Source organism: Roseovarius salis (assembly GCF_044472985.1).
GTDB lineage: Bacteria > Pseudomonadota > Alphaproteobacteria > Rhodobacterales > Rhodobacteraceae > Roseovarius > Roseovarius salis.
In genome coordinates this window covers 1-20,556 of record NZ_JBISDG010000022.1, presented here as the reverse complement: position 1 = coordinate 20,556, position 20,556 = coordinate 1, and the positions used below count along the sequence as shown (strand labels likewise).

General features: G+C 66.1%; 21 protein-coding genes, 1 tRNA gene and 1 pseudogene. 6 read left to right on the top strand and 17 right to left on the bottom strand.

What is annotated here, in order from left to right; translation table 11 throughout:
* Positions 1-363: 363 nt before the first annotated feature.
* From ACH13J_RS10790 to ACH13J_RS10775, 4 genes are read right to left on the bottom strand one after another with little or no spacing between them, the layout of a single operon-like run.
* Complete coding sequence (locus tag ACH13J_RS10790) at positions 364-1,251, bottom strand: substrate-binding domain-containing protein (RefSeq protein WP_397543338.1); 888 nt, start codon at positions 1,249-1,251, stop codon at positions 364-366.
* Positions 1,252-1,304: 53 nt separating this feature from the next.
* Positions 1,305-2,123, bottom strand: coding sequence for a substrate-binding domain-containing protein (locus ACH13J_RS10785; RefSeq protein ID WP_397543337.1), 819 nt, complete (start codon positions 2,121-2,123; stop codon positions 1,305-1,307).
* A 29-nt stretch (positions 2,124-2,152) separates the two neighbouring features.
* Complete coding sequence (locus ACH13J_RS10780; protein WP_397543336.1) at positions 2,153-2,905, bottom strand: ATP-binding cassette domain-containing protein; 753 nt, start codon at positions 2,903-2,905, stop codon at positions 2,153-2,155.
* Positions 2,898-3,605, bottom strand: a complete 708-nt coding sequence (locus ACH13J_RS10775; RefSeq protein WP_397543335.1) for an ABC transporter permease — start codon at positions 3,603-3,605, stop codon at positions 2,898-2,900. Before ACH13J_RS10775 ends, ACH13J_RS10780 begins: the two co-directional genes overlap by 8 nt.
* Here ACH13J_RS10775 and ACH13J_RS10770 point away from each other — a divergent pair.
* Positions 3,600-3,929 (top strand): helix-turn-helix domain-containing protein, encoded by a 330-nt coding sequence (locus ACH13J_RS10770; RefSeq protein ID WP_397543334.1) that lies wholly within the window; start codon positions 3,600-3,602, stop codon positions 3,927-3,929. The two genes, ACH13J_RS10775 and ACH13J_RS10770, sit on opposite strands and share 6 nt — an antisense overlap.
* A gap of 210 nt (positions 3,930-4,139) precedes the next feature.
* Here ACH13J_RS10770 and ACH13J_RS10765 read toward each other — a convergent pair whose 3' ends face one another.
* The 9 genes from ACH13J_RS10765 to ACH13J_RS10725 form a co-directional block, all read right to left on the bottom strand.
* Complete coding sequence (locus ACH13J_RS10765) at positions 4,140-4,655, bottom strand: hypothetical protein (protein ID WP_397543333.1); 516 nt, start codon at positions 4,653-4,655, stop codon at positions 4,140-4,142.
* Between the two features lie 596 nt (positions 4,656-5,251).
* Positions 5,252-5,326: transfer RNA gene (locus ACH13J_RS10760), tRNA-Phe, on the bottom strand.
* A gap of 78 nt (positions 5,327-5,404) precedes the next feature.
* Positions 5,405-5,587, bottom strand: a complete 183-nt coding sequence (locus tag ACH13J_RS10755; protein ID WP_397543332.1) for a DNA gyrase inhibitor YacG — start codon at positions 5,585-5,587, stop codon at positions 5,405-5,407.
* Complete coding sequence (locus ACH13J_RS10750; protein WP_397543331.1) at positions 5,584-6,609, bottom strand: ribonuclease E/G; 1,026 nt, start codon at positions 6,607-6,609, stop codon at positions 5,584-5,586. The genes ACH13J_RS10755 and ACH13J_RS10750 overlap by 4 nt, the downstream gene beginning before the upstream one ends.
* On the bottom strand, positions 6,606-7,184 hold the full coding sequence (locus ACH13J_RS10745) for a Maf family nucleotide pyrophosphatase (protein ID WP_397543330.1): 579 nt from the start codon (positions 7,182-7,184) through the stop codon (positions 6,606-6,608). The genes ACH13J_RS10750 and ACH13J_RS10745 overlap by 4 nt, the downstream gene beginning before the upstream one ends.
* Positions 7,185-7,199: 15 nt before the next feature.
* Positions 7,200-7,418 (bottom strand): translation initiation factor IF-1, encoded by a 219-nt coding sequence (gene infA / locus ACH13J_RS10740; protein WP_005978431.1) that lies wholly within the window; start codon positions 7,416-7,418, stop codon positions 7,200-7,202.
* 82 nt (positions 7,419-7,500) lie between these two features.
* The gene (locus ACH13J_RS10735; RefSeq protein ID WP_397543329.1) at positions 7,501-8,385 is read right to left on the bottom strand and encodes a carbon-nitrogen hydrolase family protein; all 885 of its coding nucleotides are present in this window, start codon (positions 8,383-8,385) and stop codon (positions 7,501-7,503) included.
* Positions 8,386-8,521: 136 nt separating this feature from the next.
* Positions 8,522-9,073, bottom strand: a complete 552-nt coding sequence (locus tag ACH13J_RS10730; RefSeq protein ID WP_397543328.1) for a hypothetical protein — start codon at positions 9,071-9,073, stop codon at positions 8,522-8,524.
* A gap of 171 nt (positions 9,074-9,244) precedes the next feature.
* Positions 9,245-10,198, bottom strand: a complete 954-nt coding sequence (locus tag ACH13J_RS10725) for a LysR substrate-binding domain-containing protein (protein WP_397543327.1) — start codon at positions 10,196-10,198, stop codon at positions 9,245-9,247.
* A gap of 99 nt (positions 10,199-10,297) precedes the next feature.
* On the opposite strand from ACH13J_RS10725, the gene metF reads away from it, so the two are divergent.
* Together metF and ACH13J_RS10715 are read left to right on the top strand one after the other, a co-directional pair.
* Positions 10,298-11,173: a methylenetetrahydrofolate reductase [NAD(P)H] gene (metF, locus tag ACH13J_RS10720; protein ID WP_397543326.1), complete on the top strand. Its 876-nt coding sequence runs from the start codon at positions 10,298-10,300 to the stop codon at positions 11,171-11,173.
* Between the two features lie 67 nt (positions 11,174-11,240).
* Positions 11,241-11,732, top strand: a complete 492-nt coding sequence (locus ACH13J_RS10715) for a hotdog fold thioesterase (RefSeq protein WP_397543325.1) — start codon at positions 11,241-11,243, stop codon at positions 11,730-11,732.
* Positions 11,733-11,988: 256 nt separating this feature from the next.
* Here the strand turns inward: ACH13J_RS10715 and ACH13J_RS10710 are convergent, their stop codons facing one another.
* Together ACH13J_RS10710 and ACH13J_RS10705 are read right to left on the bottom strand one after the other, a co-directional pair.
* A complete protein-coding gene (locus ACH13J_RS10710; RefSeq protein WP_397543324.1) occupies positions 11,989-14,286 on the bottom strand; it encodes a molybdopterin cofactor-binding domain-containing protein in 2,298 nt (765 codons plus the stop codon).
* A gap of 66 nt (positions 14,287-14,352) precedes the next feature.
* The gene (locus tag ACH13J_RS10705; RefSeq protein ID WP_397543323.1) at positions 14,353-15,483 is read right to left on the bottom strand and encodes a type III PLP-dependent enzyme; all 1,131 of its coding nucleotides are present in this window, start codon (positions 15,481-15,483) and stop codon (positions 14,353-14,355) included.
* A gap of 127 nt (positions 15,484-15,610) precedes the next feature.
* On the opposite strand from ACH13J_RS10705, the gene ACH13J_RS10700 reads away from it, so the two are divergent.
* Positions 15,611-16,045 carry an AsnC family transcriptional regulator gene (locus tag ACH13J_RS10700; RefSeq protein WP_397543322.1) on the top strand — a complete coding sequence of 145 codons (435 nt, stop codon included), beginning with the start codon at positions 15,611-15,613 and terminating at the stop codon, positions 16,043-16,045.
* Between the two features lie 52 nt (positions 16,046-16,097).
* Here the strand turns inward: ACH13J_RS10700 and dacB are convergent, their stop codons facing one another.
* Both dacB and ACH13J_RS10690 read right to left on the bottom strand, forming a co-directional pair.
* Positions 16,098-17,579: a D-alanyl-D-alanine carboxypeptidase/D-alanyl-D-alanine endopeptidase gene (gene dacB, locus ACH13J_RS10695; protein ID WP_397543321.1), complete on the bottom strand. Its 1,482-nt coding sequence runs from the start codon at positions 17,577-17,579 to the stop codon at positions 16,098-16,100.
* A 70-nt stretch (positions 17,580-17,649) separates the two neighbouring features.
* Positions 17,650-18,264 (bottom strand): nicotinate-nucleotide adenylyltransferase, encoded by a 615-nt coding sequence (locus ACH13J_RS10690; protein WP_397543320.1) that lies wholly within the window; start codon positions 18,262-18,264, stop codon positions 17,650-17,652.
* Between the two features lie 152 nt (positions 18,265-18,416).
* Here ACH13J_RS10690 and ettA point away from each other — a divergent pair, with 152 nt between their 5' ends.
* On the top strand, positions 18,417-20,069 hold the full coding sequence (gene ettA, locus ACH13J_RS10685; RefSeq protein ID WP_397543319.1) for an energy-dependent translational throttle protein EttA: 1,653 nt from the start codon (positions 18,417-18,419) through the stop codon (positions 20,067-20,069).
* A gap of 136 nt (positions 20,070-20,205) precedes the next feature.
* Positions 20,206-20,556 (top strand): annotated as a pseudogene (locus tag ACH13J_RS10680) (alpha/beta hydrolase); the annotation flags it as partial.

Genomic DNA, 20,556 nt, shown 5'->3' with positions numbered 1-20,556 from the left:
AATACCGTTTCCGCATTTAATGTCCTCTACTTGCCTCGCCTTGTCCGGCGGTTCACGGGTAAGCAAGAATATTGGCAGACTTGGTTAATGACCGGTTAAGGGGTGCTGCCATCAGGCGATCCGCCCTCAGCCCCGCACGCCCCAAGATGCCCGGGCTCCGGGACCGGGACGTGGACCGGCACCGCCGGGACCCCGCTGAGCAACGCGGTCGCGGCGCCGAGGCCGATCACCGAGCGCCGACCATGCCGTGCTCGGCCCTGCCGACACGCACGTTCGGGCAGAGGCCGGGGTCAGAAGAACCCGAGGATTACCTGATAAACGCCGCGGCGATCGGGGCCGACGCACGCGGCCGCCGCGACAGGGTCACGCGTTCCAGACCACCGCCCCCGCGTCCGGCACTTCATAGCCACCGTAGCTGCGCACCTGCTCGCGGAACTTTCGCGTTCGCAGGAACGGCATCAGGGTCTGCATCGGCGGATCGAACCACGCCTTGCGGTCGACGAGCAGGGCAAACTCCTCCTCGATGACCGGCACGAAGTCCAGCCCGAACCGGCGCGCCACGGCCTCCAACCCGAAGGTGACATCCGCCGCGCCGCGCCGCACGCTTTCCACCGCGTCATCCTCGGTTCGCGCGGCGTCGGCAAAGGTGAGAGAGGCCATGTCGAGCCCGCTGTCGCGCGCCAGCGTCTCGAACAGGCCGGCGGTGCCCGACTGTTCCTGTCGCGGGGCAACGCGCAGGCCGGCGATGTCGCGCAACCGCTTGGGTTGCGGGCCGTCCGGCCGGATCACCAACCCGCGCCGGCGCCGCGCGAACGCCACCAGCACGGCGTTCTGGCTGCCCGCGACACGCGCCACCGCCGGCACGTTCCAGCTCTGGGTGCCGGCGTCGTAGACATGCAGCCCCGCCGCCACGCCCTCGCCCGCGACGAACCGCGCGAGACCATCGAGCGAGCCGTCGAAATAGGTCGCCAGGCCACAGCCGGATTCACGGATCGCCCAATCCAGCAGCGGATCGTGGCTGCCCAGCAGGATCGGCGGCCGCCCCGCAGCTGCCGGCTGACCGCCCGACTTCGCCCGGTCGATCCATGCCCGCACCTCGTTTGCAGGAAACAACAACTTCCCGGTCGCGCGCGAACACGGGATCTCTCCGGACGCGGCAAGATCGTAGACCTTGCGCTCCTTGATCCTCAGCAACTCTGCCAGTTCGTGCACGGTGAGGAATTCGTGTGCGGGCGCGGATACGTCGGCCATCGCTCTGCTCCTGTCACAGGGCGGTGCACGCATCGCCCGCCCCGTCCAGCCTATCAGCTCGCCGGCGCGTTCGGAAAGAACAGTTGCTGCCCGTCGACCTCGTAGGCGCCGATCTCCGACTGGCCTTCATCGGACAGCAGCCATTGCGCGAAATCCTGCGCGGCCTGCAGATTCGCGCTCGGGCACTTTTCCGGGTTCACCGGGATGACCCCGTACTGGTTGAACAGGTCTTCGTCACCCTCGACATGGACCTCGTAATCCTGCTTGTTGCCGAAGCTGATCCATGTCGCGCGGTCAGTCATGACATACGCCCCCATGCCGATACCGGCGTTGAGCGTGGCCCCCATGCCCGATCCGGTTTCACGGTACCACGCGCCCGATCCCTCGCGGGGGTCCTTGCCCGTTTCCGACCAGAGCGCCATCTCCTTCTTGTGAGTACCCGAGTCATCCCCGCGCGAGGCAAAGAGCGCGCCCTCTTCGGCGATCCAGGACAAGGCCGCCTGCGCATCGCCAAGCCCCGAGATGCCGGCCGGATCCGCCGCCGGACCGACGATGACGAAATCGTTGTACATCAGGTCGGTGCGCGTGGTTCCATAGCCATCTTCGACGAATTTCACCTCGGCCGGCTTGGCGTGCACAAGCAGCACATCGCCGTCGCAATTCCTGGCATTGCGGATCGCCTGGCCGGTTCCGACCGCGACGACATTCACCTTGATACCGGTTTGCCCTTCAAAGACCGGCAGCAGGTGATCGTACAAGCCGGAATTGGCGGTGGAGGTGGTGGACTGGACGATGATCGATTGGTCCTGCGCCACGGCGGGCCCTGACAGGACAAGTGCAATGGCCGCGGCCTGTACGAGTTTACCGGTCATGTGCTGGAATCTCCCATGGATTCTTTGAATCAGAGAACGAGCCTGCCGTTCAGGTAGTCCCGTGCCGCCCGGCATCGCGGCACGGGAAAGAAATCCGCCGCCGCGGCGTGTTCGGCCACGCGGCCGCGGTAGAGGAAAACGACATCATCGGCGAGCCGGCGCGCCTGCCCGATATCATGCGTGACCAGGATCACGCGCACCCCGCGGCGGCACGCCTGCGTGACGATCTTCTCGATGGCCAACGCCGATGCGGGATCAAGGCTGGCGGTTGGCTCGTCAAGGAACAGAACCTCGGGTTGCGTGGCCAGTGCCCGCGCCAGCGCGAGCCTCTGCGCCTCACCGCCCGACAGCCGCCGGGCCGGCTGGCTGGCCTTGTCGGCAAGCCCCACCTCGCGCAGGATTTCACCCCCCCGGCGGCGGTCCATGTTGCGCGCGCGCAGCACGAAGTCGAGATTGGCCGCCACGGTCCGGCGCAGCAGAACCGGCTTCTGGAACACCAGCGACTGGCGCGCCGTTACCGCGCCGGGTGGTTGCCCGCCCCACGAAATACGGCCCCACGTGGGCGGTATCAGCCCGTGCAGGAGCTTCAGAAGCAGGCTCTTGCCCGCGCCGTTCGGCCCCACGACGGCAGTGCACCCATCGGGCCCCAGATCGAGGTCGAGACCATCCAGAACCGTCGCTTCGCCGAACTGCAGGCACAGCTCGCGCACGCGAAGCGGCAGGATCGCACGCGCGGTGCGCTCGGGCATCGCGGCAACGGGGATGGCCGCGGCGTCAGACATAGGCCATCCGCGCCGCCGTGACGCGCAGCGACTGGACCGCCGCGTTCACGCCGAGTGCGATCACGAGCAAGACGATCCCCAGTGCCAGCGCAAGGCCCAGCTCGCCCTTCGACGTCTCCAGCGCGATCGCCGTGGTCATGACGCGGGTCAGATGGTCGATATTGCCGCCCACGATGATGACCGCGCCGACCTCGGCGACCGCCCGGCCGAAGCCCGCCAGCCCGACGGTCAGCAACGAATAGCGCGCATCCCACAAGAGCGCCTGGATGGTCTGGCGCGCCGACAGGCCGAGCGAGCGGAACTGCTCGGCGTATTCCGCGTGCAGGTCCTCAAGCACCTGCCGCGAGAGCGAGGCGACGATGGGCGCGATGAGGATGGTCTGCGCCACGATCATCGCCGTCGGCGTGTAGAGAAGGCCGAGGAACCCAAGCGGACCCGAACGCGAGAAATGCAGGTAGACGAGCAGCCCCACGACCACCGGCGGCAGCCCCATCAGCGCGTTCATCACGACCAGCACCAGAGTGCGGCCCCGGAAACGGCTGATCGCCACGAGCGCCCCGACCGGCAGGCCGACCACGAGCGCGACCAGCGTGGCGCTCAGGCTGACGCGCAGCGACAGCAGCACGATCTCCAGCAGATCGGAATCTGCCGAGATCACCAGCTGAACCGCGAGTGACAAGGCCTCCCCCATGCTTTGCAAATTTTCCGCTCCCGCGCAAATTATGCTGATCATGGGCTAGCGCCAACACACCCCTCACGCAACGATTTTCTGTCATTTCATGACATCACCGCGTCACGACCCGCGACAATTCTGCATAATGCTGCATTATTTTCCCACACGGTTCAGGCAAAACGCGATACCCGGAATCGCGCACGGCAAAGGTACGGCGGCTATCGGGGCGGGAATACGGCGGTCGATGACCAGAAGGTCAAAGACCTGAAGCAGCAGGGTAAGCGGACCAGCGAGATAGCGGCGGCACTGGGCGTGTCACGGATGACGGTGTATCGGGCAATCAAAGGGTAAGGGACTCCTACCAAGATCGCCTGATTGATGCCGTTTCGACTTCTTACAAGACTGGAGCTGGAGTTCCCCCGGTTTGATGGACACTTTTCACTTGATGAAGTAGAGTGTTTTTCATGCCGAGAACGAGGAACCGGTATGCCCTGCCCCACCGGCATAGGTAGGCCGCCCGGCAAAGATGTCCCGTCCGCCGCTGACGCGGCCCCTGAAAGTTCACAGTGAATTTAGCTTGTTCAAGAAGGCGCGTGTCACAGATGCCGGTACAGTAAACACGCCACTGTCACGCTTACCGTATACCTTTATCTCATAGTCACTGGATACCATCCTACGAAGCTGTGCAATTGGCACAGAAAGGGAAAAATGTTCCTCCACGGTCACTATGCCCCCTGCGGAATCGACCTCTCCATCCACTTCGAAAAACTGAAACTCATAACCATCTTCGCCGGTAGCGGAGCGGTAGAACCCCCATTCTGTCCGGGTGGTGACGACATATAATCTGATAAGCTTTATTGCTCCATTTTTCTCAGTAGCTTCGTAAGCAAGGCTTACAGGGAAAGTGTCGGTAAAACCCTGCTTGCTCAAATAGAGCGGTGTTCGTATGATACGCTCTTGTTTGAATTTGTCGTATTCGACGACCACCTCTCCTGAAGCCGAGGCGGTGTCTTGAGGAGGCGTCTGTAAGCATCCGGACAAGAAAATAACACAAACGATCAAAAAGAAACGAGCCAAGAGGTTCTCCTTCTCAAAGGGCTTTATGGGGTCTTCGGGTAACCCTCACCGTCAAGAAAAAAAACATCGCTGTCAAATTTCCGAGATATCTGGTCTCAGGTACGGAAATTGTTCTGAATTGCTTAATCAGGATAACCGATGAAAACAGTGGGAGAGGGGGATGGCCGCGTCAGCGGCGTCCGGACGACCCGCCCAATCTCGAACTCTTACGAAGGAAAAACATCACACAAGGGGCTGACGCCCAGCGGCTTCCGTCAGGATGGAACGGACCCAGAGGCATCCACAAAGGAAGCGATGCTACAGGACCTATACCGCCGCGCCGATGAGCGTTTGCCGCCGGGGCTTGGTGGCAATCCCCCGCCTGCTTCAGAAACCGCAGGGGCGCAGGACGAAGAATAGCCCCCTGACCGGGGCTTTACCGTTTCACCACGATTCCCCTTACGATGGCGGGCGGCGTTTTTGCCATGCTTTTGCCATGCAAAAGATGTGTGAAAAGCTCAGAACGGGTCAGAAAATAGCACATCTGAGCAAATTCCGCTTCAAGCCGAATTACCCTCTAAGTACCTTGTTTTGAATGATATTTTGAGAGTTGTTCGTGGTGCCCGGGGGCGGAATCGAACCACCGACACGAGGATTTTCAATCCACTGCTCTACCCCTGAGCTACCCGGGCACGGGGAACGGTCTTGCGTTCGGGTGCGGGCGTTCTAGGCGAGGTTGCTCGGGGTGTCCAGAGGGAATTGGACGGTTTTCAGTGCGGTTTGCGCTCCGGCCTTTCCGACTCCTCGAGCGCGCGCTCGATATCCTCGGGATCCCGCGAGGGCACCGCGTAGTCTTCGCGCATCCACCGCGCGAGATCGACATCGGCGCAGCGCCGGGAGCAGAAGGGGCGAAAGCGCGGGTCCGTGGCCTTCGCACAGATCGGGCAAGTCATGCAGGGCCTGCGAGATTGATGGGAATCCTGTCGCGTTTGCGCTGGAGTTCATAATGGCCAAGCGGCGTCCAGCCGACAAGCGCCGTCTCGACGCTGTCCTTGCGGAACGCCGCGCGCAGGGCCGTTTCGAAACCGCGCCGATCCTTCTTGGCCATGGGGGCGAGGTCGAGCGTGATCTGCCCGCCCAGACCGCGCAGCCGGAGCTGGCGGGGCAGCTCGCGCGCCGCGGCCATGTTGGCCTTGAGCCCGGCGGCGGGCGAGGTATCCCCGGCCGTGTTCACGTCGACGGCCACCAGCGCGCGGGTCGGCTCGACATACATGCCGGCCCCGCCGGGCAACCGGACATGCGGGTCGCGCAGGGCGTCGATGGCGTCCAGCACGCCATGCGCCTCGAAGGCACCGGTTTCCCGCGCCACCTGCGCCGGCTGTGTCCACTCCCGCCAGGCCCGCAGATGCGGCCCGTCGCCCTCGACGAGCTTCTCGAACGGGCCCTCCGCGTCAGCGGTCACCCGTTCGGCGAGATCCACCATCATGCGGATATCCTCGGCGATGTCCTCCTCTGCCGCCGCGGCACAGGAGGAGCGCAGGATCAGGCCCATGGCGCCCTCCCCCGCTTCCGAATGGGCGAGTTCCAGCAGGCGGTCGCGCAGGGCATCATCCCGGATGCCCCGCGAAACGTTCAGGCCCGGCGCCCCGGGCGTGACGATGGCATGACGGCTCTTGAATAGGAGTTTCGCGGTCACCGGGATTGCCTTGCCGGGCTCGGCAAAGCCGGTCACCTGCACAATCAGCATATCACCCGGCGCCACGCCCTTGATCATGCGCAGAAAGGCCGTGCCGTCGGGCGTTTCCAGGAAAAGCCCCCCCTGCCCCTTTACCGGACGGCCGGCCCGGGCGCGGTAAACGGTGCCGGGGCGCGGATGGTCGCCGTCGACGTAAAGATCGGCCAGCCGGCCATCCTCCATCAGTGCGGCAGCCTCGCGCCCTTTGAGGTGGTCAAGGCATATGGTCGTGCCTTTCATGTGCGCCCCTGCCAGAGCGACACCCCTGCCGCCTGAAGCAGCCCGGCCGTCTCGGCCAGCGGCAATCCCACCACGGCCGTGAAGGACCCCTGGATCCACGGCACCAGCGCCCCGGCCGGTCCCTGTATACCGTAGCCCCCGGCCTTGCCCTGCCAGTCGCCCGTTGCCAGGTATCCCCGAAGCTCCCGTTCGGACAGACGTTTCATCCGCACGGTGGTCACCACGTCGCGTTGCCATGTGCGCGCCCCGCGGCGCACGGCCACGGCGGTTACCACGCGGTGCCGCCGGCCCGACATCAGCCGCAGGAAGCTCTCGGCCTCGGGCGCGTTCGCAGGTTTGCCGAGGATGCGCCGGCCCACGGCCACCGTGGTGTCGGCGGCCAGCACGACATCGTCGCGATCCGCCGCGACCGCCTGCGCCTTTTCGCGCGCCATCCGGGCGCAATAACGGCGCGGCCGCTCGTTTCGCAGTGGCGTTTCGTCAATCTCGGGCGGGCGGATTTCGTCCGGCACGACACCGATTTGCGCCAGCAGGTCCCGCCGCCGCGGACTGCCCGACCCGAGGATCAGTTTCATGGTGACGTCAAATGCTTACTTGAAGCGGTAGTTGATCCGACCCTTGGTCAGATCATAGGGGGTCATCTCGACCTGCACCTTGTCGCCTGCCAGAACGCGGATGCGGTTCTTTCGCATCTTTCCCGCCGTGTGCGCGATGATTTCATGGCCGTTCTCGAGCTCGACCCGAAATGTCGCGTTGGGCAGGAGTTCCTTCACGACACCGGGAAACTCGAGTGTGTCTTCCTTGGCCATGATCTCTCCTTCACTTGTCATCCCGCTTTCCCGCGGAACGTCGGATACATGAGGCCATTCGGCTTTTTTTTCAAGGATTTTATCACCGCAGAACCTCGGGCATGGCCCGATCGGACCGCCCGTCCTGTTCGCTCCAGTGCACCTGGCCCAGCACGCGGCCATCGGCACGCACATGGGCGATGGCGGCGCGGTCGATCTCGGCAAAGGTCCAGCCGGGGCTGTTGAGAGCACCCTCCGCGATGACGCCCGTTTCGGGAAACCCCGTGTCGGGCGGGCCGAAAATGCCCCCAGTGCCGGTGTTTTCGTCGACATGCGGACAGGCCGGGAACGCACCGACAAGTGAGGCCATGACGGTGACACACTGGGTTTCCAGCGCCCGCGCCATCGCCCCGATCCGCACCCGCCAATAGCCGGAAAGCGCCTCGGTGCAGGAGGGCACGAGGATCACGTCCGCATCCCGTAACGCCCTGGCGAACAGGGGAAACTCGGCGTCGTAGCAGGTCAGGATGCCGATCCTGCCCAGCGCGGTCTCGAACAGCCGCAAGGGACCGCCGGGCACGACATCCATCGCCTCGCGCTCGTAGCGTGTCATGATCTGCTTGTCCTGTACCCCCATGGCCCCCGACGGCGTGAAAAGGCGGGCCCGGTTGACCGGCCTTTCCCCGAAAGCCGGGTCGAATACCGGCGCGGACGCGGCACAGACATGCACGCCGAACTGCCGGGCCAGTTCGGCGTGCAGCGCGTCCACGTCGGGAAGCAGCTCCGACACGGTGCGCTGGCAGGATTCCGAATCAGCCGCGCTGTCGGCCCCCGCAAGTGTTGCCAGTTCCATCGCCCCGTATTCGGGAAAGACCAGCAGCTCGGCCCCCTGTCCAGCCGCCTCTGCCACCCATGAACCGATCTTCTCGGCATAGTCGGACCAGCGTGTCACGGGGTCGAGCGGGTAGGCGGCGGTCGCGAGTTTCATCGGGTTCTCCGTCAGGTGTGAGCCAGCCGCAAAAATGCGCGGATTTTCAAACTTTCACAAGCAAGCTGTCTATAACAGGTGCATCCAGGTCGCATACCTGAAAGACGGAATTGCCCGGAAAAGGACGGCGTTCGCGTCAGAATCCCCTGCGGAAACCAATCGCGAAGGCGTTAGACCCCGAATTGGTCGCGAACAGCCCGTACGCGTCAGAGCGGTGGTGAAGCCGCAGGAAAACGCTGTCTTCCGGCTGGTTGAGCGAGAAGGCCGTCTCGAGGGAGAAATACACCATCGCACGCTGCGAATCGCCGCGGCGGGCGATCTCCAGCGGCGGTGTTTGCGTGGTGTAGGACAGCCCGAGCCCGAAGGCGAAGCTGTCGATGACCGGCCACCAGGGACGGGCCGGGCTGTAACGGATGGTGGCCGGCACGACGAACTCCTGATACGTGCCCCGCCCGAAATGCCGGTTGGCCTGAACCTCGACGCCGATTTCCCATCGCGGATCCTCGAGCGGCACCTCATATCCGAGGATGAGACCGGCAAACCCCGGCTTTGCGAAATCGACCTCGTAAGGCAGCAAGACCTCGTCGAAGCCATTGTTCGTCATCTTGCCGGCGACGATGGAAAAGGAAAGACGCTCACCGGTGGACAGACGCCCTGACAACGGCTCTGCCAGCGCAAGGGGCGCCATGGCACCGATCAGCAAAAGGGAAACGATGATCGCGCGGAGAAAACGTATTCCAAAGGGGACCAGCAAACGGCTTACCTCATCCGGTTGAATGACATCCCCGGTGCACGTCTACACCGTTTTCAGCCTTCAGAACAGTGCATTTTTTTCCGGGAAGAGGCGCGAGTCGGCGCCTCAAGGCACCGCACCGGGATCGGCGGGGGCCGGGCCCTGCGCCGCCGCCGGCGTCCGCTGCAGGCGCACGGGAATATCGCGGGCGAGTTTCAGCAGATGCGCCATGAACGGCTTGTCGGCGTCCGCGCTGCGGATCGCGGCGTAAAGCCGCTTCGTGACACCGTTGCCGGTGAGGCGCTTGGTGACATAGTCCGAACTGGTGCGGCTTTCGCGCAGAACCCAGTCCGGCAGAACCGATACGCCCCGATTGGACGCCACAAGCAAAAGGATAACCGCCGTCAACTCGACCTGCCGCACCGCCCGCGGCTCGACCCGAGCCGGGGTCAGCAACTCGGTGAACACATCGAGGCGGGTGCGATCCACGGGGTAGGTGATCAATGTCTCGCCGCGCAAGTCCTCTGCGTCGATATGGGGCCGCGACGCCAGAGGATGCTGCGAAGACGCCACGAAAAGCGGCTCGTAGTCGAACAGCGGCTTGAACTCGACCCCCGGCAGTTCCTCGGGGTCCGACGAGATGACGAGATCGACCTCCTCCTTTTGAAGGGCGGGCAAGGCATCGAAAGCCAGGCCGGGGCGGATATCGACATCCACGTCGCCCCATGACTTGCGGAATGCCTCGAGCACGGGAAAGAGCCATTCGAAACAGGCGTGGCATTCTATGGCGATGTGAAGACGCCCGGCACTGCCCTGCTTCAGCCCGTCGAACTCCGCCTCGAGCGCCTCCATCTCGGGCAGAACCTTCTCGGCCACGCGCAGAAGGCGCATGCCCGCCGCCGAGAGCCGCAAGGGCCGGGAGCGGCGAACGAAAAGCTCGACCCCTGCCTGTTCCTCCAGACCCTTGATCTGGTGGCTGAGCGCCGACTGGGTAATGTGCAGCAACTCCGCGGCACGGGCCAGACCGCCCGCCTGGTGTATCGCGCGGATCGTCTTGAGATGGCGGAAATCAATATGCATATTGAGAGCTTTTCATATTAACCATGAGGAATTTGAGTTTGTCTCACGTTACGAGGTTTGCGACAAGAGCACGATCGCATAATTTCCGAGGGCCCGCCAATGAGCACGCCATCCGTTTCGTTCGAGTTCTTCCCGCCCAAGACGCTTGAAGCGTCGTTTCGCCTTTGGGACACGGTACAGTCCCTTGCGCCGCTGGACCCCTCCTTCGTTTCGGTGACTTACGGGGCCGGCGGGACGACCCGCGAACTGACGCGCGAGGCCGTTGGCACGCTGCACGCCAACAGCGGGTTGAACGTCGCGGCGCACCTGACCTGTGTCGATGCCAGCCGGGAGGAAACACTCGCCATCGCCGAGGGATTTGCCGAGGCCGGTGTGCGCGAAATCGTTGCCCTTCGCGGCGATCCACCCAAGGGCGCCGACGGCTTCACGCCGCATCCCGACGGCTTCGGCAACAGTTGCGAGCTTATCTCCGCGCTTGCCGAAACGGGCCGGTTCGACACCATCCGCGTGGGTGCCTATCCAGAGGTTCATCCCGAAGCGGCCAATCCGCAAGCGGACATAGACTGGCTCAAGCGCAAGATCGACGCGGGCGCTTCGGAGGCGGTGACGCAGTTCTTCTTCGAGCCGGAAAGCTTCCTGCGTTTCCGCGACCGCTGCGCGGCCGCGGGTATCGATGCGCCGATCCGCCCCGGCATCCTGCCGATCGAAAACTGGACGGGCGTGCGCAAGTTTGCCCGCGCCTGCGGCACGCGCATCCCCGGTTGGCTGGAGTCGGCGTTCGACCGCGCCGTGCGGGACGGCGAGGGCCGGGCCGAGCTTCTGGCCGTCGCACAGGCAACGGAGCTGTGCAGCAAGCTGGTCGAGGAAGGCGTGGACCACCTCCATTTCTACACGCTCAACCGGCCGGAACTGACCCGGGACGTCTGTCATGCGCTCGGCGTACGTGCGCGACCCGAGTTGCGCGACGTGGCCTGAACGCCGGACTGCGCTTGCCCGCCCGCCGGGGGTGGCCTATGGATCGGGGCGCAGGAGAGAGGCGCCCATGACATACTTCACAGCCGCGCGGATGGACGAATTGCCCGGCCCGGAGGAGGTGGCCGCACGGTCCGGGCTGGAGTTCATGCAGGACATGATCTCTGGCCGGCTGTCCGGTCCGCCGATCGGCGCGACGCTTGGTTTCCGCCCGGTTCTGGCCGAGGAGGGCAAGGTCGGGTTCGACGGCTGTCCGGGCTTCGGCGCGACCAACCCGATGCGCGGCGTGCATGGCGGCTGGTACGGGGCACTCCTCGACAGCTGCATGGGCTGCGCCGTCATGACGGTCCTGCAACGCGGACAGGTCTACACCACGCTGGATTACCACGTGAACATCACCCGTGCCCTGCCCCCGGATACGCAGGTGGTTGCGACAGGATCCGTGGCACATGCCGGGCGATCGACCGCCGTGGCCACGGGCGAGATACGCGCGACGGCGGACGGCCGGCTTTACGCCACCGGCAGCACGACATGCCTGATCATGACGCCCCGCAGCGATTGAGCGTAGCACCCGTGCAAATGCGTTGCGAATGCAGCAAGAAGCTGCGCAGCATTTCCGTGAAAGAAGAATTATCGGCGAAGATTCCCAGTTAACCGGCGTAGAAATTGCGCCGGTTTGAGGTTTGACGGCACGTTCTGCCGCTACTCCACGGCCGCGGGTAGCAACTCAAAGCCATCGGCGGGGGACGCCCCTGCCATCCATCGCGCAATCTCGCACCGCGTGGCGCTGCCCGCGGCGCGGTCTGTGTTAAAGGCGTTCAACCCGCCGCATTCCTCCCATGATTCAACATCTCCCAGACCCGTGCCGGGGTGAAGGGCATCTCGGCCCGCCGCACGCCTTGCTGCCAAAGCGCGTCCGCAACTGCATTTGCCGTCGCGGCCATGGCACCCACGGTTCCGGCCTCGCCACAACCCTTCATGCCCATCACGTTGGCCGTCGAGGGAACCGGCACGGACGTGAAGGCGATCATGGGGACATCATCGGCCCGTGGCATTGCATAGTCCATGAAACTCGCCGTCAGAAGCTGGCCGTCGGCGTCATAGCCTACCTGCTCGCACAGGGCCTGCCCTATGCCCTGAACGGTCCCGCCATGCACCTGCCCCTCGGCCAACAGGGGGTTGATGAGATTTCCGAAATCGTCAACCACGGTGTACCGTTCCAGCGTCACCTTGCCGGTCTCCGGGTCAAGCTCCACCTCCGCGACATGCGCACCGTTGGGATAGGACCGCCCCGGCAACGTCGCGGTCTGCTCGTGTACCAAAAGGTCCATCCGCCCGTCGGCGCGCGCCATCCCGGCCGCTTCCACCAGTGTCGGCGTCAGGTTCGATCCCGGCAGGCGGAAGGTTTGGTCATCGAAGCTCACCTCGCCGGGATCGACACCCGCCTTCTGCGCCAGATACCCGGTGAACGCCTCGACCATCGCCCCGACCGTGGCCAGCGTCGCGTTGTTTTGCGTGGTGACGGAACGCGACCCGCCAGTGCCACCGCCCGCGGCGATCAGGTCGCTGTCGCCCTGCACCACGCGGATCGCCTCGACAGGGATGCCGGTCTGGTCCGACAGGAAGCGGGCATAGACGGTTTCGTGCCCCTGCCCGTTGGACTGCGTGCCGACATAGATCGACACCGTGCCGTCGGCGTGAAACGCCACCTTTGCCGTCTCGGACGGGTTCCCGAGAATGCTCTCGATGTAATAGCACAGCCCCATGCCGCGCAGCCGGCCGCGGCTTTCGCTCTCGCCGCGGCGGGCGGCAAAGCCGTCCCTGTCCGCCTCCAGAGCCGCGCGATCCAGCAGGCGCTGGAAATCTCCCACGTCATAGGTTTCGCCCGACACGGTGGTATAGGGGAACTGGTCCGGCGCGATGAAGTTGCGGCGATGCAACTCCCACGTATCGACCCCCAGCTCGCGTGCGGCGCGGTCCATGATCCGCTCCAGCGCGTAGATCGCCTCGGGCCGGCCGGCGCCGCGATAGGCGTCCACCTGCGTGGTGTTGGTGAAATACCCCTCGACATGCTGATACGCCGCGGGGATGTCATACGGCCCCGTCAGAACCTTGGAAAACAGCACCGTCTGGATGGGCTGGGCCAGCCCGCTGTTGTAGGCCCCGAGGTTGCAGCGGGTGTCGACGCGATAGCCGGTTATGCGCAGATCCGCGTCGAGGGCCAGCGTCAGCTCGTGTTCCAAGTCACGGCCGGCATTGTCGCTGAGCATGCCCTCGCCCCGCTCTGCCATCCAGCGCACCGGCTGGCCCAGCATGCGGGCGGCCTGCGCCACGAGATAGGTCTCGGGATAATCGGGCGCCTTGGTGCCGAAACCGCCACCGACATCGGGAATCGTGACGTGGATATCCTGCGGGTCCATCCCGAGAATCCTGGCCGCGTTGCGCTTGGTGTTCCACACGCCCTGCCCGCCGAAGGCGATGTGCAGGCGCCCCTCCTCCATCGCCGCCCACGCGCCGCGGGGCTCCATGGGGTTGGCAATTATGCGGTTGTCGGTCAGCGGCATGCGCACCACATGGGCGGCGCCGGCGATGGCTGCCTCGGTCGCCGCCTCGTCCCCCAGCCCCCAGTCAAAGGCCCGGTTGTCCGGCGCCACGTCATGCAGCGCCGCGCCGCCCGGGGCAAGGTCCATGTGCACCGGGCGCTCCTCGTACTCCACCTCGATCAACTCGGCCGCATCGCGCGCGGCGTCCAGCGTGTCGGCCACGACAAGCGCCACGGCCTCTCCCACGAAGCGCACGCGCCCCTCGGCCAGCAGCGGTCTGCGGGGGCCGGCGGCCTTGGTCCCGTCGCGGTTGTCCACGAGGACGGTGCCCAGCCCCTCGGTCACGCCCGCGTCGTGCAGGGCGGCAGCATCAAGGACGAGGTGCACCCCGGGCGCGGCCCGGGCAGCATCGAGATCGAGCGAGACGATGTCCGCATGCGCCATGGGCGAGCGCAGCACATCGGCACGCAGCGCGCCATCGGGCGGAGTGTCGTCGAGATACCGTCCGTGGCCGGTGAGGAAGCGCACATCCTCGCTGCGGCTGGCGGGCTGGCTCCTGCCGAATTTCTCCATCTCGCGGGTCCTTTCACGCCTGTTGCGGGCGCGACCCTAGCTTGCAGTGCGGCGGTGTCCAGCCTCTCAGCGCAGCGAGGCGACGGTAACGGTCTCTGCCGGGCCGTAACCGTTGAACCGGGTGGCAAGACTGCCCGAATAGGCCCCCATCCCGTCGAACAGCACATAGTCTCCCTCGGCGATGTCGGCAGGCAACGGCACCATGCCGGGCAGCCGGTCGATGCTGTCACAGGTGGGGCCGAAAACGGTGCAAGCGGCCGGGCGGTCGGCGCGCGGGGTGCCGTCGGGGCCGAGCACACGGATACGGTCGCCAAGCCCCATGTCCCGCAGCTCGGCCAGCCCACCATAGATTCCGTCGTTGAGCATCACGGCACCCGACGGGCGCAGCGCCTTGACCCGTGTCGCCAGCGTTACCGCCTCGGCCACCATGGCGCGCCCCGGTTCGCAGACGAGCACGGGGGGCGCATCGCCGAAGGCAGCGCGCGCGGCCCGGTCTATGTGGGCGAAGATCGCCTCAAGATCGGGGGCGGGCCCGCTCCTGTGCGCGGCAAAGCCACCGCCCACGTTGAGCCGCGCCAGCCTGACGTCCGCGGCGCGCGCCACGTCCGCCGCCGCCGCGATGTAGCTGCCCCATGCCGCGGGGTCTGCGCACTGGGTGCCCGGGTGGAAGGTGATGGCCGGGACGAAACCCATCGTCGCGACCTCGCGCAGCAGCATGGCGGCCTCCTCCGGGGCGGCGCCGAACTTTTCCCCGAAATCATAAGCCGCGCCGGAAACCGGCAAGGCAAGACGCACCGAGACCTCGGTCGCGCGCGGCAACCCGGCGAGCTTGCCCAGTTCGCGGGGGCAGTCCACCGACGCCGAGGCAACCCCGACGGCCAACGCCGCCCCGACCTCGTCATGCGAGCGCACGGGGTTGTTGTAATGCAGCACCGCTTGCGGGCACAGACGGCGCACCGCCGCCATCTCTGCCGGGCTTGCCACGTCGAAGGTCGCGATTCCCGCCGCGACGAGGTTCGCAAGCACCTCGTCGCCGGGATTCGCCTTGACGGCGTAGGTCACGAGCCCCGGGAACCCCTCTCGGAACCGGCGCGCGGTAGCCTGCAGCGTGGCCGGTGAAAAATAGAACAGCGCCGCATCCGGGCGGGTTCGGACGATGTGATCGGCCGGGCCGGCCCAACTCGGTGTTTCGCGCATGTCTCTGCCTTGCCTGACGGTTTCTGAAGGGTCTGCCGTTTTCCTTCATCATGCTCCCGCAGGACGTCGATTTCATCGGGCAATTCGTATAGATTGATGCGCGATTTCGTCGAATCGACAGGGCAGAATGCAAATCGACAAGCTGGACCATGCGCTTCTGGCGCTGTTGCGGGAAAACGCTCGCATGCCCGTGGCCGTCCTGGCGCGGCGCCTCGGGCTGGCACGCACGACCGTCCAGGCGCGTCTCGAAAGACTCGAGGCGACGGGCGTCGTGCAAGGATACACCGTGCAGCTAAACGACTCGCTCAGCGCGCCGCTGCGGGCCACGGCTCTGGTCAGCATCGAACCGCGCAGCGCGCCCACCGTGTTGGCGCGGCTGGAGTCGCTGCCGGGCGTGCGGACGGTGCACACCACATCGGGGCGGTTCGATCTGATCGTCGGGCTGGAAGCGGAAACGACGGAGGAGCTGGATACGACGCTCGACCGGATCGGCGAGGCAAAGGGCGTGAAGGGTTCCGAAAGTCTCGTGCACCTCTCGACAAAGCTCGACCGCCGGGGATGAGCGCGGCAGACCCTGTTCCTGCCGGCGTCGAACACCCGGACGGGCCTCTTGTCTAACCCCCGTGCACGCGCTCCCACCGCGCGAGCAGTCGCTGCTGCAAGCGCTTGGCGCGGCTGTTCCAGCCGCGCGCGCCCTCGGGCCGCTGGCCCGAGGAGGGGTCGTACCGGCTGCGCCGGTCCGTATCGGCGGTGAAGATCGCGAAGGCAAAGTCACGGCCCGAGGCCGCGGTCATGTAACCCGCCAGCGAACTCACGAAATAGAGTGTGCCCGTCTTGGCGGCGACCTCGGCCGGGCCGCCGGGGCCGTTGCCCGCGCTCATCGAGAAGGTCTTGAGCAGCGGTTGAAGCCCCGCCTTGCCATGCACCTGCGCCAGCGCCGATGCCATCGCCCCGGCCGACAGCCGCGACGCCTCGCCAAGCCCGGAATGATCCACGAGCCGGGTGTCGCGCATCCCCAGCCGGGCACGGGCCCAACGGCTCATTTCGCGTGCTGAGACGCGCATCGGCATGGGTCTGCCCCGACGGCGGGCAGTGGCGGTCATCCCCACCAACTCGGCGGTGAGGTTGTTGGAATATTTCAGCATGCCCCGCAGGATCGCGGAGAGCGGCGCGCTCTTGTGGGTCACGAGGACACGGCCCGTGGGGGCGGCCCCGAGCGGCGCACCGATCTCGAGGACCACGCCGTGCGACCGCGCGAAGGTCGCGAAAACCTCGGCCGCGTAGGCGCCGGGTTTGCGCACCGGCAGCCATCGCGCGCCCCCGTTTCCCAGCGCGGCGCGCGCCACGGTCCATGCGTCGTGGTCGCCCTTGTCGGAATAGGTGTAGACCGGCATCCTGCGCCGGGCCACGGACATGCGCGAGACGCGCACCTCGGGCCGGTACTTGGCCGAGCGCGCGTCGAGCGTCACCGCGTAGTCGCCCCCCGCCCGTTTCCACTCGAACCTGACCCGGTTGTAATTGAGGTTCAGCCCCGAGATCGACGGATTGTAGCCGACATGCTCTGGCTGCGTCCGGTCGATCACGCGCTCGAAGGGCAGCGCGCCGGTCCAGACGCGCAACTTTCCGCGCACCTCGCGCACGCCGCTTTTCTTCAGCCGGGCGGCCATGTCGGCCAGCGCGTCGGTATCCAGCGTCGGGTCACCCCCGCCAGCCAGCACGAGGTCGCCATCGAGCACGCCGTCGCGCACCGTGCCGGCCGCCAGCAGCCGTGTCTGGAACCTGTATGACGCCCCGAGCACATCGAGCGCGTAAAGGGCGGTAACGGCCTTGGTCACGCTTGCAGGCGGCTGGCCGGCGTCGGCGCGGCGCGATTCCACAACCCTGCCCGACGAGACATCGACGACCGCATAGCTGACCTGCCCGCCCAGCCGTGCCTCGCGCACCAGCGCCTCGGCCTCCGGCGCGCTCCGCACGGCGAAATCCGTCGGGCGCCGGCGCGGTCGCAGAGAGACATCCGGCGCGCCAGCCCATGCAAGCCCCGCCAGCGACCCCAACGCCCCCCCCAGGAGCAGCCGTCTCGAGACGCGTGTCACCATTGGCCCGATTATGCCCAGCTTTGCCTGTCAGGCAATGCGGATTCCCCTTTGCGGCACATCTGCAAACGCCTCAATTGTTTCGCCTCCCGCGCCAATGGCCGGCGGCCCGCAGTTCGGTGGACGATATCGCCCGCATGGGCACGTTGACAAAGCACCACGCCGGCGGGGCGCTGTGGCCCAGCAACTGGCTCTCGGCGCCCCGGAGGCGGGCACGCCGGTAAACGCGGGCCGGCTTGGACATCCGTGCCGAGATGCGCTGGTCGGGACGGGCCAGCACGCCGACCGGCACCCGCTCCATGATCGCGCGCCAGTTCTGCCAACGGTGCAGCTGCGCGAGGTTGTCGGCCCCCATCAGCCACACGAAACGCACACCGGGCCGCGCCACCTGCAACGCCGCGAGGGTTTCGGCGGTAAAGCGCGTGCCGGCGCGGGCCTCGAAATCCGTCACCGCCATGCGGGGATGTTGCAGGATGGCCCGGCAAGCCACCAGCCGGTCCGCAAGCGGCGCGGGGCCTGCGCGCTTGAGCGGGTTGCCCGGGCTGACCAGCCACCATACCCGGTCCAGCCCGAAACGCTTGAGCGCCTCGCGGCTGATATGGACGTGGCCCGGGTGCGGCGGATCGAAGGAGCCGCCGAGCACCCCGATCACCTGCCCGGGGCGCGTGAGAGGCAGCGCATCGGTCATCGCCCCTCTTTGGCCAGTGCGCATGGGCGTGTCCAGACCCTTTCGACCCGCACGTCGAGGCGCGCCGCGGCACACCGGCAACTCTCCCTTTGAAATCCGTGCCGCGCACGTTTACATGCCCGTCAATCCCGCAGTTCCGAGAAAGAGAGCCCATGGCGCAGAAATTCGTCTATCACATGCAAGGCGTGTCCAAGACCTATCCCGGCGGCAAGAAATGCTTCGAGGATATCCATCTCAGCTTCCTGCCGGGGGTCAAGATCGGCGTGGTGGGCGTCAACGGCGCGGGTAAGTCCACGCTGATGCGCATCATGGCCGGGCTCGACACCGACTATACCGGCGAGGCATGGGCGGCAGACGGGGTTCGCGTGGGCTACCTGCCGCAGGAGCCCGAGCTCGACGGCAGCATGAACGTGCGCGACAACGTCATGCAGGGGGTCGCGGCCAAGCGCGCCAAGCTGGAACGTTTCAACGAGCTGGCGATGAACTACTCCGACGAAACGGCCGAGGAAATGGCCGCGCTGCAGGACGAGATCGACAGCGAGAACCTGTGGGACCTCGATTCCCAGATCGACGTGGCGATGGAGGCGCTGCGCTGCCCGCCGGACGAGGCGGATGTCAGCACCCTGTCGGGCGGGGAGAAACGGCGCGTGGCGCTGTGCCGGCTATTGCTGGAGGCGCCGGACATGCTGCTGCTGGACGAGCCCACCAACCACCTCGACGCCGAGACGATCGCGTGGCTGCAACAGCACCTGATCGACTACAAGGGCACGATCCTGATCGTCACGCACGACCGCTACTTCCTCGACGACATCACCGGCTGGATCCTCGAGCTCGACCGCGGCCGCGGCATCCCCTACGAGGGCAATTATTCCAGCTGGCTGGAACAGAAGGCGAAACGGCTGGAGCAGGAGGCGCGCGAGGACAAGTCGCGCCAGAAAACCCTCCAGCGCGAGCTGGAATGGATGCGGCAGGGCCAGAAGGCCCGGCAGGCCAAGCAGAAGGCCCGTATCAACGCCTATAACGAACTGGCCAACCAGTCCGAGCGCGAGAAGGTCGGCCGCGCCCAGATCGTGATCCCCAACGGTCCCCGCCTCGGCCAGAAGGTGATCGAGGTGAACGGGCTGAAAAAGCACATGGGCGACAAGCTGTTGATCGAGGATCTCGACTTCTCCCTGCCGCCGGGCGGGATCGTGGGCGTGATCGGCCCCAACGGCGCGGGCAAGTCCACGCTCTTTCGGATGCTGACCGGGCAGGAACAGCCCGACGCCGGCACGATCGAGTACGGCGACACTGTCAAGATGGCCTATGTCGACCAGTCGCGAGACGACCTGAAACCGGACGAAACGGTCTGGGAGGCGATATCGGGCGGGGCCGAGATGATCGAGCTGGGCGACGCGCAGATGAACTCGCGCGCCTATGCCTCGGCCTTCAACTTCAAGGGCGGCGACCAGCAAAAGAAGGTCTCGCTGCTGTCGGGGGGCGAGCGCAACCGGGTGCACATGGCCCGCCTGCTGAAGTCGGGGGGCAACGTGATCCTGCTCGACGAGCCCACCAACGACCTCGACGTGGAAACGCTGCGCGCGCTGGAGGACGCGCTGGTGGATTTCGCCGGCTGCGCGGTGGTCATCAGCCACGACCGCTTCTTCCTGGACCGCATCTGCACCCACATGCTGGCCTTCGAGGGCGAGGCGCACGTGGAATGGTTCGAGGGCAACTTCGAGGACTACGAGGAAGACAAGAAACGCCGGCTGGGGCCGGACGCGCTGGAGCCCACGCGGATCAAGCACAAGAAGTTCGCGAGGTAGGTTTCTTGGCGGCCGCCGACCGTCGCCCTCTTTCGTGCAGGAGCCCGTACACTCCGCGAGGCCGCGCCGGACGGTGCCGGCTTGCCCTGCCCTGCCGCCCGGAATACCGTCGGGCCGGCAACGCGGGAGGGGTGGCATGATCGACTGGGACGAGGCGTTCGACAACACCGGCCACGTGCCCGGCGCCGCCGACCTGCCGGCGCAGTGGTTCGAGACGGCCGCGGCGTACCGTGCAGACATGGCCGCCGCCGGGCGGCTGCGCGCCGACCTTGCCTACGGCCCCGGCGAGCGCGAGCGGCTGGACCTGTTCCTGCCCGCGGGGGAGGTGCCAGCGGGGTTGGTGGTGTTCGTGCATGGCGGCTATTGGCGGCGTTTCGACAAGTCATACTGGTCGCACCTCGCGGCCGGCTGCGCAGGCCGGGGCTGGGCCGTGGCGGTGCCCAGCTACCCGCTGGCGCCCGGTGTGCGCATCGCCGGGATCACCGCC